General features: G+C 68.7%; 12 protein-coding genes. 6 read left to right on the forward strand and 6 right to left on the reverse strand.

All coding sequences use genetic code 11. The annotated features are described in order from the left end of the window. The first annotated feature begins 51 nt into the window (after positions 1-51). Entirely contained in the window at positions 52-1,557 is a 1,506-nt protein-coding gene (locus EV651_RS27665) for a CocE/NonD family hydrolase (RefSeq protein ID WP_133788189.1), read from the forward strand. Here EV651_RS27665 and EV651_RS27670 read toward each other — a convergent pair. From EV651_RS27670 to EV651_RS27685, 4 genes are all read right to left on the reverse strand, one after another. Next, positions 1,546-1,743: a hypothetical protein gene (locus EV651_RS27670; RefSeq protein ID WP_133788190.1), complete on the reverse strand. Its 198-nt coding sequence runs from the start codon at positions 1,741-1,743 to the stop codon at positions 1,546-1,548. The two genes, EV651_RS27665 and EV651_RS27670, sit on opposite strands and share 12 nt — an antisense overlap. A gap of 45 nt (positions 1,744-1,788) precedes the next feature. Beyond that, a complete protein-coding gene (locus tag EV651_RS27675; protein ID WP_133788191.1) occupies positions 1,789-2,283 on the reverse strand; it encodes a DUF402 domain-containing protein in 495 nt (164 codons plus the stop codon). A 24-nt stretch (positions 2,284-2,307) separates the two neighbouring features. Then, a complete protein-coding gene (locus EV651_RS27680; RefSeq protein ID WP_133788192.1) occupies positions 2,308-4,485 on the reverse strand; it encodes a DUF4132 domain-containing protein in 2,178 nt (725 codons plus the stop codon). A 332-nt stretch (positions 4,486-4,817) separates the two neighbouring features. Beyond that, positions 4,818-5,318 carry a DUF402 domain-containing protein gene (locus EV651_RS27685; RefSeq protein WP_133788402.1) on the reverse strand — a complete coding sequence of 167 codons (501 nt, stop codon included), beginning with the start codon at positions 5,316-5,318 and terminating at the stop codon, positions 4,818-4,820. A 119-nt stretch (positions 5,319-5,437) separates the two neighbouring features. Here EV651_RS27685 and dxs point away from each other — a divergent pair, with 119 nt between their 5' ends. From dxs to EV651_RS27710, 5 genes are all read left to right on the forward strand, one after another. Beyond that, positions 5,438-7,324, forward strand: a complete 1,887-nt coding sequence (gene dxs / locus EV651_RS27690) for a 1-deoxy-D-xylulose-5-phosphate synthase (protein ID WP_133788193.1) — start codon at positions 5,438-5,440, stop codon at positions 7,322-7,324. A 9-nt stretch (positions 7,325-7,333) separates the two neighbouring features. Then, complete coding sequence (locus tag EV651_RS27695) at positions 7,334-8,668, forward strand: hypothetical protein (RefSeq protein WP_133788194.1); 1,335 nt, start codon at positions 7,334-7,336, stop codon at positions 8,666-8,668. Between the two features lie 66 nt (positions 8,669-8,734). Further along, complete coding sequence (locus tag EV651_RS27700; RefSeq protein WP_238157232.1) at positions 8,735-10,090, forward strand: hypothetical protein; 1,356 nt, start codon at positions 8,735-8,737, stop codon at positions 10,088-10,090. 70 nt (positions 10,091-10,160) lie between these two features. Then, positions 10,161-11,642 carry an amino acid permease gene (locus EV651_RS27705; RefSeq protein WP_133788195.1) on the forward strand — a complete coding sequence of 494 codons (1,482 nt, stop codon included), beginning with the start codon at positions 10,161-10,163 and terminating at the stop codon, positions 11,640-11,642. A 61-nt stretch (positions 11,643-11,703) separates the two neighbouring features. Then, positions 11,704-13,005, forward strand: coding sequence for a hypothetical protein (locus EV651_RS27710; RefSeq protein ID WP_133788196.1), 1,302 nt, complete (start codon positions 11,704-11,706; stop codon positions 13,003-13,005). Positions 13,006-13,059: 54 nt separating this feature from the next. Here the strand turns inward: EV651_RS27710 and EV651_RS27715 are convergent, their stop codons facing one another. Together EV651_RS27715 and EV651_RS27720 are read right to left on the reverse strand one after the other, a co-directional pair. After that, entirely contained in the window at positions 13,060-15,171 is a 2,112-nt protein-coding gene (locus EV651_RS27715) for a 3-hydroxyacyl-CoA dehydrogenase NAD-binding domain-containing protein (RefSeq protein ID WP_133788197.1), read from the reverse strand. Beyond that, a complete protein-coding gene (locus EV651_RS27720) occupies positions 15,168-16,367 on the reverse strand; it encodes an acetyl-CoA C-acyltransferase (RefSeq protein ID WP_133788198.1) in 1,200 nt (399 codons plus the stop codon). The genes EV651_RS27715 and EV651_RS27720 overlap by 4 nt, the downstream gene beginning before the upstream one ends. Between the last annotated feature and the right edge of the window lie 92 nt (positions 16,368-16,459).

Consider the following 16,459-nt stretch of genomic DNA (forward strand, 5'->3'; position numbering starts at 1 on the left):
CTGTCCTCTAGCGTGTGCGAAGCGGGATCCGTCGATCACTTGGGGTGACTGATGCGTCGTGTGCTTTCGCTGGTCGGTGTGGTCGCTCTGCTGCTGTCCCCGGTGATACCGGCGACCGCCGCCGGCACGGTGACGAACGGATGTGTCGCGTCGGTGCCGGAGCCTGGTACGACGACGCCCGTACGGATCTGTTACTCGCTGTTCAAACCGGCCACCGCCTCGGACCGGCACACCGTGCCGCTGATCTTCCACAGCCACGGGTGGGGCGGCAGCCGGACCACCGACCCGGCCGCGTTCAAGGCCTGGCTCGACGCGGGCTTCGGCGTCCTCAGCTTCGACCAGCGCAGCTTCGGTCAGAGCACCGGCGTCGCGCACGTGATGAATCCGGACTACGAGGGCCGCGACGTGGTGAAGCTCGTCGACCTGGTCGCGGGCCTGGACTGGGTCACGAAGCAACGCCCCGGCGATCCGCTGATAGGCGCCATCGGCGGGTCGTACGGCGGTGGGTACCAGTTCGCCGGCGCCTTCACCGAGCTTCGGGACAGCGGCCGGACCCGGTTCGACGCGCTCGCTCCGGAGATCACCTGGTGGGACCTCAAGCAGAGCCTCGCGCCCCAGGAGGCCGCCCGGACGATGTGGTTGTCGATCCTGTTCGCGGGCGGCGGCACGCATCTGCCGCCCGCGGTGTCTGCCGCCTTCGTGGCGCTGATCACGACCGGCACGTGGCCGACCGGGAAGGCCGGCCGGGATCTCGACGCGTTCTTCGCGCACAACGGGCCCGCCTGGCACGTGCAACAGGGCCGCAAACTCGACCTCCCGATGCTGTTCGGCCAGGGCATCTCCGACAACCTGTTCAACCTCAACCAGGGGCTCACGAACTTCGACCGCGCACTTACCGCGCGGGCCCAGGCCAAGTCGATCTTCGTCGGGTACAACGGCGGTCACACGCTGCCGAGCGTCGTACCGCCGGGCTACGCGACCGCGGGCGACCCGTGCTCGATCGCGCTCGGATCACCCAGCTTCTCGAGCCTGTCGATCCGCTTCATGCAGCTGCAACTCCTGCACAAATCGACCGGCCTCACCGGCTTCGGCACGTACCACGTGTCGACCGCCGACGGCCGTTGCCTCACGCAACGGAGCCTGACGCCGAACAAGCGGTACCCGCTCGGCAAGATCGTCGCGCCGACAGGCGTCGGACTGCCCGTCAACCTGCCGATCGCCAAGGGCCCGATCACGATCGCCGGCACGCCCACGCTGACCGCTGACGTCTACACGGTCATCCCGCGGTCCGCGGCGTACTTCGCGCTGAGCGTCGGCAAGAACCCGCTCACCGCGAAGGTCGTGCAGAACAACACCATGCCGCTGCGCGAGAAGTACACGGCGCGCGGCGTACGGCGCACGATCGAGCTCCCCGCCATCGCCGTGGACGTCCCGGCGGGCCAGAACCTCTACCTCACGGTGGCCCCGATCGCCGACATGTACGCCGGCCAACGCGGCCCGCTCCCCGGCGTGATGATGCTCAAGAACGGCACGCTCAGAGTTCATCTAGCTCGGTAGCACGACGACAACTGTGAACCAGGCAAGGCCGGTCAGCCAGATCAGGCCGGCGCCGGCCGACCACCAACTGCGCGCCTTCACCCACCACGGCAGGGCGGCGAGCAGCAGTACGCCGCTCCACGGGGCGAGGTGCGGTAGGCCGAGGAGCAGCCGCGCCGGGAGGACGTCGTACTCGGACCACAGCAACGCGCCGAAGGAGTGCCGCGACCGCCCCCAGTCCGCGCACCTCGGTTATCTGATCTTGTCGAGGTGGGTCTTGTAGACCGTCAGGAACGGCTCGTCGGTGGAGACCGCGCCGACGAGCCAGTCGCAGGTCTGTCGTGCGGTGGCGATCACGTCGGGCGGGTAGCTGTACTTCACCTGGTGCTCGGCGAACTCGTCCTCGTCGTCGATGAACACGGTCCCGTCGCGGCGCTTGATCACGTCCAGGTCGAGATCGATCATCGTCACCACGTCCTCGGAGAATTCGACCGGCGTGGTGATGTCGGCGTAGATCTCGGTGTACCGCGGCTCGTCGTTGAAGATCGCGGTGAACCACTTGTCGCGTGGGAACAGCTGCACGTGCGCATGCTCCTGGGTCACGACCGGCTCGTCGCCACGCTGCGACACGGACCCCGCCGGTGCGCCCAGCCAGAGGCCGTACTCGTCCTCGCCCAGATACCGCATCCACTGATGCCAGTGCAGCTTCTCGTCGAACTTTCGGTACACCACCCGGACATCACGCATGACCCAAACCTATCGGCCGCCGGGTCAGCGGCGGTTGATCTGGGCGGTGATCGTGGGGTCCTTGATCGCGGTGTCGTTCGCGAGCAGGAACGCCTTGCTGAGCACCAGGCTGAGGACGGGGTCGTCGTCGAACGGAAGGAACAGCTTCTGCGCCTGGCTGTCCCGGCCGGCGACGATGCAGAGGTACTGGTCGTTCGGTGACATCAGGATGTTGCCGCTGCCCAGGTGGATGCGATGAGGCCGCAGATCGCCGCGCACCGTCAGGTAGCGGTCCTCGAACGCGCACCGGTCGGCGATGGCCAGCCGCGGGACGAGTTGTTCGAGCACCTCGCGGCGGATCTCGCCGGCCGCGGACAGTTCCCCGAAGCCGAACGTATGCCAGTACGTCTCGAAGCGGCGCTCGGCACCGCGATCGAGCCATTCCGGATCGGCGCCGATCGACGTGACCCCGACGAACAGGTCGACGTCGCGCAGCGCCTCGGTCAGAACGAGCGGCGGCACCTCGGCGAGCTCGATCGTCTCATCGGTCCGTACGTCGACGAACCGCACCTGATCGCTGGTGCAGTACGGGTAAAGGTCGGTCGCGACCGGCTCCTGGTCGTGGATCGGGTCGAAGTAGAACTCGGCGCGGATCCCGGCTGCGTCGAAGATACGCCGGGCAACGCCGTGGTCGATACCGTCGTCCCACCAAGCGACCGCGACCGGCGCCCAGCCACGCCCTTTCATCAACGCGCGGGCCTGGACCTGACCGAAGACGTGACCGGCGAACCGGTTCGAGTACACGCGGGTCTGTTCTTCGGCGGGTGTGAGCACGTAGAGCTCGCGGAACGCCTGCTTGAACGGCTGAACGACCTGCTGCTCGAGCGGGTACCGTCGCCAGGCGCGTACTTCGTCTCCGGTCGCGTGGATCGGGTGCCAGAGCCGCACCTCCGCATCCGGCGGGATCACGGCCTGCTGACCCGAACTGGTGACCAGGGTCGCGGCATCGAGTGGGACTCCGACGACGTCCGGCCCGTCCGGGGTGCTGAACACCCACACCAACGTGCGGGTCATCCGGCCGGTGATCGGATGGTCCAGATACCAGGTGCGCCAGTTGTCGAGCGGCCATCGGCGGTCCGCTGCCATTAGGCCGTCCAGGCGCACGCGTTCGCCGGCGATCGTCTTCCGGATCGCCTTGAGGTCATTGCGGAGCGCGGCGAGCGTTTCAGCATCGGTCTGCTTCACGTCCGGCGGCACCGATTTCCGGGGCGTTTGCTTCTCGTCGACGTACCGAAGGGTTGCCGTCCTTCCGTCGACCACGACCTCGGCCGATCCTCGCGTGAGCGGTGTCCGGCGCTTGCCGTCGGCGTCGAGGTCATGGGTTTCGACGGCGCGTTCGAGCAACTGGTCGCGAGTCAGTCCCTGTGCGGACGCCAGCGCGTCGATGGCCTTGCGGACCTGCCTCAGCAGCGTCCCGTGGCGAACGGACCGCTCGAGCGCGAGCAGTTCGGTGATCGACGACGCCCCGCCGATATCGGCCATCGCCTGCGCCGACGAGTTGGCGAGCCGGAGGCTTCGAGGATTGCCGAACTGGCCTCCGATCACGGTCACGGTCTTGACCGCGAGCCGCCGAAGCTGCGGCAAGAGCGTCGAGTCCCGCAGTACGCCGGCGACCGCGACAACGCCACCCAGGAAGGCCTCGTTGCCCGCGGTCACGTAGTGCGGGACGGTGTAGGTGCGACCGCTGTGGTCGTAATGCGTCTCGCTGTCGACAGCGTCCAGAGCCGCATCGAGGAGGGCTCCGACCAGAGCCGCAGGCTTGGACAACAGGCCCGTCACGCGCTCGGCCTCGGTCAGCCACTTCTTCGCGGGCTTGCCCTGGGTGGGAAACGCCGCGAGCAGATCGAGCGCCGCCGCGCGCGCTTCGGCCGGTTCGTCAGCTGTCTCGAACGCGCTGCGCAGGCGAGGGCCGATATCGTCCCCCTCGTCGATCAGATCGACGCGGAGCCCTTCTGCAGGGCCAACGAGTTTCCGCAGCCTGGTCGCCGTCGCCGCGTCCTGAACCTGCTCGGCCGCACGCGCGAGCAGTGGTTTCAAGCGTTCCTGCTCCGCGCCCGGGAGTGCGGCATACGCGTGCTCGATCTGGCGGCTCACCGCGCGGAGAGCCTCGCTGCTCCACCACGCCTCGGGCTGCTCGAGCCACCCGAGGCGCAAGGTCAGCAACCGCTCGATTCAAGCGCGCCACTTCCTCCCGGACCCGCGTCCGGACGAGGTCGCGCAGCGTGATCCTGCTCGACACCAGCTCCAGCAGAGTCGTCGTACCGACCCGCCCTGCCCCCGACACCTCGACGATCTTCACCGTGATCCCCACCGCCGCAGCATAGTCAGCCCTCCGCCGTTTCCGGGCCCGATGCGCCCTGCAACTTGATGCAACTTTGCTGTCGGGAGTGGACCGATCGCGGAATGCGACGGAGGATGGTGGGGTGCCGGCCCAGAGGTCGTCATCGTGACCGGCTCTCGTTGGTTCAGGGGGGCTCCTAGCCGACGGGAGCCGGTTACCGTGCCAGCGCGCGGATCTGTTCGAGGTACGGCTTGTACGCCGTGACGAACGGTTCTGCCGTGGTGATGACGGCGGCGAGGTGGTCGCAGGTCGCTCGAGCGGTGGCGATCACCTGGGGCGGGTAGTTGTAGCGGACCTGGTGCTCGTGGAACTCGTCCTCGTCCATCACGCGCACGGTGCCGTCGCGGAGCAGGCGGATGTCGAGGTCGAGGTCGACGGCGGTGACCGAGTCGACGCCGAACTCGGCCGGCATCGTGATGTCGCAGTAGATCGCGGTCTGGTGCGGTTCGTCGTTGAACAGAGCGCTCCACCACTGGCCGTGCGGGAACAGCCGGACCCGGTGGTGGTCGATCGTGGTCCAGCTGCCGTCGGCGCGCTGCCCGCGGGTGCCGGGGGCGGAACCGACCCAGAGGCCGTGCTCGTCCTCGCCGAGCCGGACTGCCTCGACCAGGCGATGCGGCTGCCCGTCGTACTTCCGGAACAGGGTCCTCACCATCTCCACCCGATCACCCTAAGTGAGACCCGGCACACCTCCGAACCAGGCACACCCGGCGGGCGTCTTGGAGTCTGAGATATAGACTCAAGCATTCGAGGACGACCCGCAGGAGGAGCTCGATGCGCGTGCTGGAGACGGTGGAGGGTCCGGCGGACCTCAAGAAGCTGACCGATGAACAGCTGACCGATCTGGCGACCGAGATCCGGGACGTGCTGGTCGAGACCGTGACCCGCACCGGAGGCCACCTCGGTCCGAACCTCGGCATGGTCGAGGTCACCCTGGCGATGCACCGGGTGTTCGACTCCCCGCGGGACCGGCTCCTGTTCGACATCGGCCACCAGGCGTACGTGCACAAGCTCGTCACCGGCCGGGCGCGGGACTTCGGCACGCTCCGTCAGCAGGGCGGCCTGTCCGGATACCCGAGCCGGGCCGAGTCCGAGCACGACGTGATCGAGAACTGCCACGCCTCGACCGCCTTGTCGTACGCCGACGGCCTGGCCAAGGCGTACCGGGTGCGCGGCGAGGACCGGCACGTGGTCGCGGTGATCGGCGACGGCGCGCTGACCGGCGGCATGGCCTGGGAGGCGCTGAACAACATCGCCGCCGCCAAGGACCTCAATCTCGTCATCATCGTGAACGACAACGGCCGGTCGTACAGCCCGACCGTCGGCGGTCTCGCGACCCACCTCACCAGCCTGCGGACCAACCCGCGGTACGAGAAGGTTCTCGACCTGATCAAGAAGAACCTCGGGCGGACGCCGTACGTCGGCCCGCCGATGTACGAGGTGCTGCACGGCGTCAAGAAGGGCCTGAAGGACATGCTCGCCCCGCAGGGCATGTTCGAGGACCTCGGCCTCAAGTACGTCGGTCCTGTCGACGGTCACGACCGGCAGGCGCTCGAGGACGCGCTCCGCAACGCGAAGGCGTTCGGCGGCCCGGTGATCGTGCACGCGGTGACCAAGAAGGGCTTCGGGTACGCCGCCGCCGAGCAGGACGAGGAGGACAACCTGCACCAGATCCGCCCGGTGAACAAGCCGCGCGGCTGGACGGACGTGTTCTCCGACGAGCTGATCAAGATCGGCCACCGGCGGCCGGACGTGGTGGCGATCACCGCGGCGATGCTGCACCCGACGGGGCTCGCGCCGTTCGCGGAGGAGTTCCCGGACCGGATCTTCGACGTCGGTATCGCCGAGCAGCACGCGGTGACCAGCGCCGCCGGCCTCGCGCTGGGCGGCCTGCACCCGGTCGTCGGTCTCTACTCGACGTTCCTCAACCGTGCCTTCGACCAGCTGCTGCTGGACGTCGCACTGCACAAGTGCGGTGTGACCTTCGTCCTCGACCGTGCGGGTGTCACTGGTGATGACGGCCCGACTCACAACGGCATCTACGACATGTCGCTGGCCAACCTCGTCCCGGAGCTGCGCCTCGCCGCTCCGCGGGACGGCAAGCGGGTCCAGGAGCTCCTGAACGAGGCCATCGAGGTCGACGACGCCCCGACGGTGTTGCGCTACGCGAAGGGTGAGGTGTTCCCGGACATCGAGGCGATCGACCACGTCGGGGAGATCGACGTACTCCATCGATCCGGCAAGGACGTGCTGCTGGTCGGTATCGGCGCGATGGCGGCGACCGCGATGGAGGTCGCGCAGCGCCTGCAGGCGCACGGTTTCGGTGTCACCGTGGTCGACCCGCGGTGGGTGAAGCCGGTGAACCCGCAGCTGGTCGAGCTGGCCAAGGAGTTCGAGCTGGTCGCCACGATCGAGGACAACGGCCGCGCCGGCGGCTGCGGCACGATGATCGCCCAGGCGCTGCGCGATGCCGGCGTCGCGACCCCGTTCCGCGACTTCGGCGTACCGCAGGAGTTCCTCGAGCACGCCAAGCGCGCCGTCGTACTGCAGGCGATCGGGCTCACCGGCCAAGAGGTGGCGCGGGAGATCACCGAGCAGCTCACGCGGCAGGCAGAAGCTCTGAGCGAGCCGGACACCGCCGGCGACCGCCCGGGTACGTAGCAGGGGACCGTGGCCGAGGCAGGGCGACACAGCCGCCACGCGGCCACGCGCCGGCGATCGCGCGTCTGGCCGGTCCTGCTGTCGATCGCCCTGGTGACGGTCGCGGTGGCCGGCGGTCTCGCCCTGCATCGCTCCAGCCAGACCGACGGTCGCGCTGCCGGCGCCACCACCAGCACGCCGACGGTCGACCAGGCCGCGCGATCGGCGGCCGTCGACCAGGTGCTGCGGCGCCGCTCGGAAGCAGTCCTCACCGGCAACGAGCAGGCGTTTCTCGCTGACGTCGATCCCGGCAACAAGCGGCTCGTCGCGAGCCAGCGCACCTTGTTCACGAACCTGCGGCAGTTCGGTTTCGCGAAGCTCACCTACCAGCAACTGGCCCAGCAGTACGACGACACGATCGCCCAGAAGTACGGCCCGTCGACGTACCTCGTGGCCGTCGCGATGACCTACCAGATCCGCGGCATCGACCTGGTTCCGGTCCGCGCGATGCTCGGCTACACCTTCACGCGGCGGCCCAACGGCACCTGGATGCTGGTCTCCGACTCCGACCTGGACAAGCGCCTGCCGCGCGGCTCGCATCAGGAAGCGTGGGACATGGAGCCGGTCCTCGTGCAGCGCGCTGCACGCGTTCTCGTGGTCGTCGACAAGGGTCAGGACGCCCTCGCGGACAAGCTGGTCAAGATGTCGCTCAGCGCCGTGCAGGCGGTCTCGAAGCGCTGGCCCGGCGGCTGGAACGGCTCGGGGGTGGTGATCGCGCTCGACGACAAGGTGGTCCGCGGCGCCGACTACACGCAGCCGAAGAACGCCGAGGACGCGCTCGCGATGGCGACCTGGGTGTACCGGACACTGCCCGGCGAGGTCACCGGCGAGGGACAGCGGGCCGATTCGTACGTCGTCATCAATCCCCACAACCGGAACAAGGTCGACGCCCGCACGCTGGCCCACGAGTTCACCCACGTCGCGACCGCGCCGTACGGTCCGTACGGCCCACGCTGGCTGGTCGAAGGTGCCGCGACGTACGTCGAGTTCCTGCCGATGGACGGGCAGAAGAACCTGGCGATCAAGGAGTACCGGCTGGACGTGCGGACGAAGTACCTGGCGAAGGCGAAGAGCCTGCCCGCCGACGACACGTTCTTCGACCAGGCCGACAGCTCGTACCCGTTGTCCTGGCTCGCGCTCGACTACCTGTTCACGCGGTTCGGCGGGGTCGAGGTCGGCACGCTGTACCGGGAGCTGGCCACGCTCGGCTCGACGCAGAAGGAACGCGACCGGATCATGCTCGAGCATGTCGGGATGACGGAGGCGGGACTTTTCCGCGCCCTCCAGGCCGCGGCCGCAGCGTAAAGCGGCGAGCGTCGAGTAGGGTAGCCCGGCTGCAACGATCGGGTACTCGGAGGAGAACGACCCGAAGTGAGTGCGACGACGCCCAATGAGGGGCTGCCTGCTGGGCCCCGCCGCTGGATCGGCCTGGTGCTGGCGGTTGCCCTGGTGTCGGGCGGCGTCGTCTACACCGTTGAACAACGTGAGCAGGACGCCCACGAGCGGGCCGCCGCCACGCAGACCGCGACACCGGCGCCGCCGAAGGCGACCAAGCCGTCCCGGATCGCCGCCACGGTCGCCGCCCGGCGGGTCGCGATCGACACCATCCTGATCCGCCGCGCCCAGGCGGTGCAGACCGGCAACGAGGCGCTGTTCCTGGCCGACGTCGATCCGGCGAACAAGAAGCTCCGCGCCGCGCAGAAGATCCTGTTCGCGAACCTGGTCGAGATCGGCTTCACCGAACTCGGCTACAGCCAGGCCGAGGAGCGCTTCAACCCGGCCGTCCTCAAGGCCCACGGCACTACGACGTACCTGGTCCGGGTCCTGATGCGGTACCAGATCCCGAAGGTCGACTTCACGCCGGTGACGACCGAGCTCGGCTACACGTTCGTCGCCCGCGGCGGCCACTGGCTGCTCACCGCCGACGACGAACTGGACAACGACCTCGGGCCGGGCGCGCACCGCGAGGCCTGGGACCTCGGCCGGATCGAGGTGCAGCGCGGTCCACGGGTCCTCGTCGTCGTGGAGAAGGGCGACACGACCCGCGGCCGGGCGATCGCCACCGAAGCGGCCGAGGGGCTGCACGAGGTCGCGACGTACTGGCCGTTGCACTGGACCGGCTCGGTGTTCGTGATCGCGCTCGACGAGACCGAGGTCCGCGACGCCAGGTTCGCCGACGAGGACATCGAGTCCGCGGCGAGCACCGGTACGACGTTCTCCTCGCTGCCCGGTCAGGACACCGCCGACGGTACGGTCGCCGGCGGGTACGTCGTGATCAACCCGAACGAGCGCGACCGTGTCGACGAGATCCTGCTGTCGCACGAGATCACCCACGTCGCGACCGCGGACCTCGGCGGGTACGAACCGTTGTGGCTGGCCGAAGGCGCCGCGGAGTACGTGTCCTGGCGCGGGATCGAAGCCGTCAGCGGACCGGGCGAGGTCGGCAAGTGGGAGCAGGAGGTCATCGACGACGCCGTACCGCAGCTGAGCGCGCTGCCCAGCGACGCGGGCTTCTACCAGAACTCGGCCGACGTGTACGGCGTCAGCTGGCTGGCGGTGCGCTTTCTCGTGCAGCGGATCGGACTCGGCAAGGTCGAGGAGCTGTACGAGGACATGGCGCGCAACGGCACCGATCAGGCGTCCCGCGATCGCATCCTCCTGGGTCGCACCGGGCTCACCGAAGCGACCCTCTGGACGTCACTGACAACATACCGGCCACAACGCTGAGTGGCGGTTTGACCTCGCGCTGTCAGAGGAGCAACCTCGAAGGGGTTCCGTCCACCTTGAGGAGGCGCAGATGAGTCTTGTGCGGAAGAAGACGATCGAGCAGTCGATCGCCGACACCGACGAGCCGGAGTACCAGCTGAAGAAACGCCTCACCGCGATCGACCTGACCGTCTTCGGCATCGGCGTCATCATCGGCGCCGGCATCTTCACCCTCACCGGCCGCGCCGCCAAGCTGTACGCCGGTCCCGGGATCGCACTGTCCTTCGTGCTGGCCGCCGTCTGCTGCGCGCTGGCCGCGCTGTGCTACGCCGAGTTCTCGTCCACCGTGCCGGTGTCGGGTTCGGCGTACACGTTCTCGTACTTCGCGCTCGGTGAGATCTTCGCCTGGATCATCGGCTGGGACCTGCTGCTGGAGTTGATGCTCGGGGCAAGCGTCGTGGCCCAGGGCTGGTCGACGTACGCCGCCTTGTTCCTCGACCAGATCGGGTTGGGCTGGCCGTCGTCGATCGGACCGGACAGCCACGTCAACGTGCTGGCGATCCTGCTCGTCCTGGTGCTCGCGACCCTCGCGACGATCGGCATCAAGGAGTCCCTGCGGGTCAACCTGGTGCTGGTCGCGATCAAGCTGTTCGTGGTGCTGTTCGTGATCGTCGCCGGCCTGTTCTACATCAAGGGCTCGAACCTGACGCCGTTCATCCCGCCGAGTGTCGAGACTCCGGACGCGGGCGTCACCATCACCACGCCGTTGTTCCAGGCACTGTTCGGGTTCACGCCGTCGACGTTCGGCGTGATGGGCCTGGTATCGGGCGCGTCGCTGGTGTTCTTCGCGTTCATCGGGTTCGACGTGGTCGCGACCACGGCCGAGGAAGCGAAGAACCCGCAGCGCGACCTGCCGCGCGGAATCATCGGCTCGCTGGCCATCTGCACCGTGCTCTACGTGCTGGTCTGCATCGTCATCACCGGCATGGTGAAGTACTCCGACATCAGCGGTGAGGCCGCGCTCGCGGAAGCGTTCCGGTCCGTCGGCCGCGGCGGATTCGCGACGCTGATCTCCGCGGGTGCGGTCGCCGGTCTGACCACCGTCGTACTGACCCTGATGATCGGCGCCGCGCGCGTCGTGTTCGCGATGAGCCGCGACCACCTGATGCCGCGGCAGCTCGGCAAGACGCACCCGAAGTGGGGTACGCCGTACCGCCTGACGATCGGCATCGGCGTGGTCGTCGCGATCGTGGCCGGGGTGACCCCGATCGGCAAGCTCGAGGAGATGGTGAACATCGGCACGCTGGCCGCGTTCACCCTGGTCTCGATCGCGGTACCGCTACTGCGCCGGAGCCGTCCCGACATCCAGCGCTCGTTCCGGGTGCCGGGCAACCCGGTGATCCCGATCCTGGCGGCGCTGATCTGCCTGTACCTGATGCTGAACCTGTCGCTGGAGACCTGGCTGCGGTTTGCGATCTGGATGGTGCTCGGCTTCGTCCTCTACGCCGTGTACGGCTACCGGCGCAGCCGCGTCGGGCTGGAGGAGCGCACCGGCGAGGCCCAGAAGGCCTGATCCCGTCCCCGGGGACGGTCGGCTGCGGTTAGGATCAGCCGACCGTCCGAGGGGGACACCAATGAACCACCCGAAACGCCTGTTCGCAGGCGTTGCCGCGCTGGCGCTGGTCGCGTCCGGCGCGGTTGTCGCTGTCAGGCCCTGGCACGGTGACACTGCGTCCGGCGCCGGCGTGCTCGCCGCGCGGGCAACGCCCAGTACGACGCCTGGACAGCTCACCGCTTCGCAGAAGGCCGCCCGCAAGACGGCGCTGGACGTGGTCCTGGCCCGACGATCAGCTGCCGTGCTCACGGGCGATCTGAAGGCGTTCCTGGCGCCGGTCGACCCGAAGCAGACCGAGCTCGTCGCGCGGCAGCGGACGCTGTTCACGAACCTGCGGAAGTTCGGGTTCAGCACGCTGCGGTACTTCACCGCCGACGGGTTCGATGCGGTGCCGGCCCTGGTCGACAAGTTCGGGGCGGGGGCGTTCTCGACGCGGGTGATGATGCGGTACCAGATTGCCGGGCTGGATCCGCGGCCCGTGCAGACCGACCTCGGGTACACCTTCGTGCCGCGGGCCGGCGCCTGGGTGCTCGTCGACGACACCGCGATCGACGAGCTGCTGACCGAGGCCGGCCATCGCCAGCCGTGGGACTTCGACGAGGTCCAGCTGGTCCGGCGGGGCAATGTCGTCGTGGTCGTCGACAAGCGCGAGGCGAGCCTCGGCACGAAGATCGCGAAGGCAGCGGGCAATGCCGTGACCTCGGTCCGCAAGCACTGGAAGCGCCCGTGGAACGGGGCGGTGCTGGTCGTGGCGATGCCGCTGCCGGGGGTGATGTCGACGCTCTGGACGGCCGGAAGCGGCGACGGCTGGACGATCGCGGCGAAGGCCGTGACGTTGTTCGAGGGGGAGCAGCTGGGGAAGCCGATCGGGCGCCCGATCGGCAGCCGGATCGTCGTGAACCCCGCACTCCGCAAGAAGCTCGACAAGGACCTCCTCGTCCACGAGATGACCCACGTGGCGACGTCGACGCTGGGCGTCGACGCGCCGATCTGGGCCGTCGAAGGTCTCGCCGAGTACGTCCGCTGCCGCTCGATCGAGGACGATCCGCACTGGACCGTCGACCCGTACCGCAAGCGCGTCCGAACGGCGTACCTGTCGAAGCTGACGGCGCTGCCCAGCGAGAAGGTCTTCGCCGATGACGCCGGCCGGGCCTACGGAACCAGCTGGTGGATCGTCGAGTACCTGGCCGACAAGCTGGGCGAGAAGAAGCTCGCCACCCTGTACGCCGACCTCTCGCAGCACGGCGAAACGGTCCTGACCAAGGACACCGGCCTGACCGCGGCACAGGTCGTTGCCGGAGCCAAGAAGTTCAAGGGCTGAAGGTGCTGGGGGACGGAGCGGGCTTCCGGCTCCGTACCGCCCCCCAGCGGTCTGTCAGGCGAGACTCGCCACACCCTTCGGCAAGAAGCGGCTCCCGTTGACCTTCTCCGCGATCCCGGAGCGGTCCAGGTACGGCGTGATGCCGCCGAGGTGGAACGGCCAGCCGGCGCCCAGGAGCAGGCACAGGTCGATGTCCTGCGCCTCCGCGACCACGCCCTCGTCGAGCATGATCTTGATCTCCTCGGCGAGGGCGGTCAGCACCCGGGTGCGCAGCTCGTCGGCGGTGGACGGCTTGTCGCCGACCGTCACCAGCGCCTCGACCTCCGGGTCCACGACCGGCTTGCCCTCCGGCCAGATGTAGAACGAGCTCTTGCCCGCGGCGACGACCTTCGCCAGGTTCTCCGACACCGCGAACCGGTCCGGGTACGCCCGGTTCATCGTCTCCGCGACGTGCAACGCGACCGGCAGCCCGACGAGCTGCAGCAGGACGAACGGCGGCATCGGCAACCCGAGCGCCGACAGCGCCTTGTCCGCCTCGAGGATCGGCGTACCTTCGTCCACCGCCGCGCTGACCTCACCGAGGAACCGGGTCAGCAGCCGGTTGACCACGAACGCCGGCGCGTCCTTGACGAGCACGCAGGACTTCTTCAGCGTCTTGCCGACCGCGAACGCCGTCGCGAGCGACGCGTCGTCGGTCCGGTCCGCACGAATGATCTCCAGCAGCGGCAGCACCGCGACCGGGTTGAAGAAGTGGAACCCGACGACCCGCTCCGGGTGCTCCAGGTCCGCGGCCATCTCGGTCACCGACAACGACGACGTGTTGGTGGCCAGGATCGCGTCCGGCCGGACGATCTTCTCCAGGTCGGCGAAGATCGTCTTCTTCAGCTGCAGCTCCTCGAACACGGCCTCGATCACGAAGTCGGCGTCCGCGAACACCGAGCGGTCGACCGACCCGGTGACCAGTGCCTTCAGTTGGTTTGCCTTGTCCTGGCGCAGACGGCCCTTCGCGAGCAGCTTGTCGATCTCACCGTGCACATACCCGACGCCGCGGTCCACGCGCTCCTGGTCGAGGTCCGTCAGTACGACGGGAACCTCGAGCCGCCGCGCGAACAGCAGCGCCAGCTGACCCGCCATCAGACCCGCGCCGACGACACCGACCTTCGAGACCGGCCGCGCGAGCGACTTGTCCGGCGCGCCGGCCGGGCGCTTGGCCCGCTTGTTCACCAGGTCGAAGGCGTAGAGGCCGCTGCGCAGCTCCTCGCTCATGATCAGGTCGGCGAGCGCCTCGTCCTCGGCCGCGAACCCACGGTCCCGGTCGTTGTCGCGAGCCGCCGCGATCAGGTCCAGCGCACGGTACGGCGCCGGCGCCGCGCCGCTCACCTTGACGTCGGCGAAACTCTTGCCCCGGGCAACAGCCGCGTCCCACGCGTCGCCGCGGTCGATCTCCGCCCGCTGGACCGTGATCTCACCGGTGAGGACCTTCGACGCCCAGATCAGCGACTGCTCGAGGAAGTCCGCCGACTCCAGCAGTACGTCGCCGATGCCGAGCTTCACCGCCTCCGGCCCGCTGAGCATCTTGTTCTGGTTGAGGGCGTTCTCGACGACGACCTTCACCGCGTTGTCCGCGCCGATCAGGTTCGGCAGCAGGAAGGTGCCGCCCCAGCCCGGGATCAGCCCGAGGAAGACCTCCGGCGTCGACAGCATGCCCGCGGCCACCGACACGGTCCGGTAGGTGGCGTGCAGCGTGACCTCGAGCCCGCCGCCGAGCGCGACACCGTTCACGAACGCGAACGACGGCTTGCCGCCGTCGACCAGCTTCCGCATCACGCCGTGCCCGATCTTGCCGAGCGCCAGCGCCTGCTCCCGGTCGGTCAGCTTCGGTACGCCGGTCAGGTCGGCGCCCGCGGCCAGGATGAACGGCTTGCCGGTGACACCGATCGCGACGATCTCGTCGCGGGCGAGTGCCGCGTCGACGGCTTCGTTCAGCGAACCCAGGCCCTTGGGACCGAAGGTGTTCGGCTTGGTGTGGTCGTGCCCGTTGTCCAGCGTGATGAGTGCCATCGTGCCGGCCTTGTTCGGCAGTACGACGTCCCGCGCGTGGGCGAGCGTGACAACCTCGTCCGTCGACAGCGCCGAGGCCGAGTCGATCAGATCCTGCAGACTCATGCGGCTGCACCTTCCCAGTTCGGGTTCTCCCAGATGACCGTGCCGCCCATGCCGAGGCCGACGCACATGGTGGTGAGGCCGTAGCGGACCTCGGGGCGCTGCTCGAACTGCTTGGCCAGCTGGTTCATCAGCCGGACCCCGGACGACGCCAGCGGGTGGCCGAAGGCGATCGCGCCGCCGTACGGGTTGACCCGCGGGTCGTCGTCGGCGATGCCGTAGTGCTCCAGGAACGCCAGCACCTGGACCGCGAACGCCTCGTTGACCTCGAAGGCCTGGATGTCGTCGATGGTCAGGCCGGCCAGCTTCAGCGCCTTCTCGGTCGCGGGCACCGGCCCGAAACCCATCACCTCGGGCTCGACGCCGACGAAACCGTAGGACACCAGCTTCATCTTCGGCTTCAGGCCGAGCTCCTCGGCGGCTTCGGCCGACGTGATCAGCGCGGCGGTCGCGCCGTCGTTGATACCCGCCGAGTTGCCTGCCGTGACCCGGCCGTGCGGACGGAACGGGGTTTTCAGCTTGGCCAGGTCCTCCATCGTGGTGCCCGGTCGCATCGGTTCGTCGGTGGTGGCGTAGCCCCAGCCCAGCTCGGCCGACCGCGTGGCGATCGGCACCAGGTCGGGCTGGATCAGGTCGTTCGCGTAGGCCTTCGCGGCGCGCTCCTGAGAGGCGACCGCGAACGCGTCAGCGCGCTCCTTGGTGATCGAGGGGAACCGGTCGTGCAGGTTCTCCGCGGTCGACCCCATCACCAGGGCCGACGTGTCGACCAGCTTCTCGGAGATGATCCGCGGGTTCGGGTCGACACCCTCGCCCATCGGGTGCCGGCCCATGTGCTCGACGCCGCCGGCCACAACCACGTCGTACGCGCCGAACGCGATCCCGGCGGCGGTGGTGGTGACGGCGGTCATCGCGCCGGCGCACATCCGGTCGATCGCGTAGCCGGGCGTGGTGTTCGGCAGGCCGGCCAGCAGCGCGGCGGTCCGGCCGATGGTCAGGCCCTGGTCGCCGATCTGGGTGGTGGCCGCGATCGCGACCTCGTCCACCCGTTCCGGCGGCAGACCCGGGTTCCGCCGCAGCAGCTCCCGGATGCATTTGATCACCAGGTCGTCGGCGCGCGTCTCGGCGTACTGGCCCTTGGCCTTGCCGAACGGGGTGCGAACGCCGTCGACGAACACGACATCGCGGATCTCACGGGGCACGAGGGCCCTCCTCTGGGGTCGGGAAAGCTGCTCCCGATGCTACCCGTCGGTAACAGAACCGCCAAAGCTCCCACGCCTGTGCGACCGCTCAC

Source organism: Kribbella sp. VKM Ac-2571 (assembly GCF_004362255.1).
Taxonomy (GTDB): Bacteria; Actinomycetota; Actinomycetes; order Propionibacteriales; family Kribbellaceae; genus Kribbella; species Kribbella pratensis.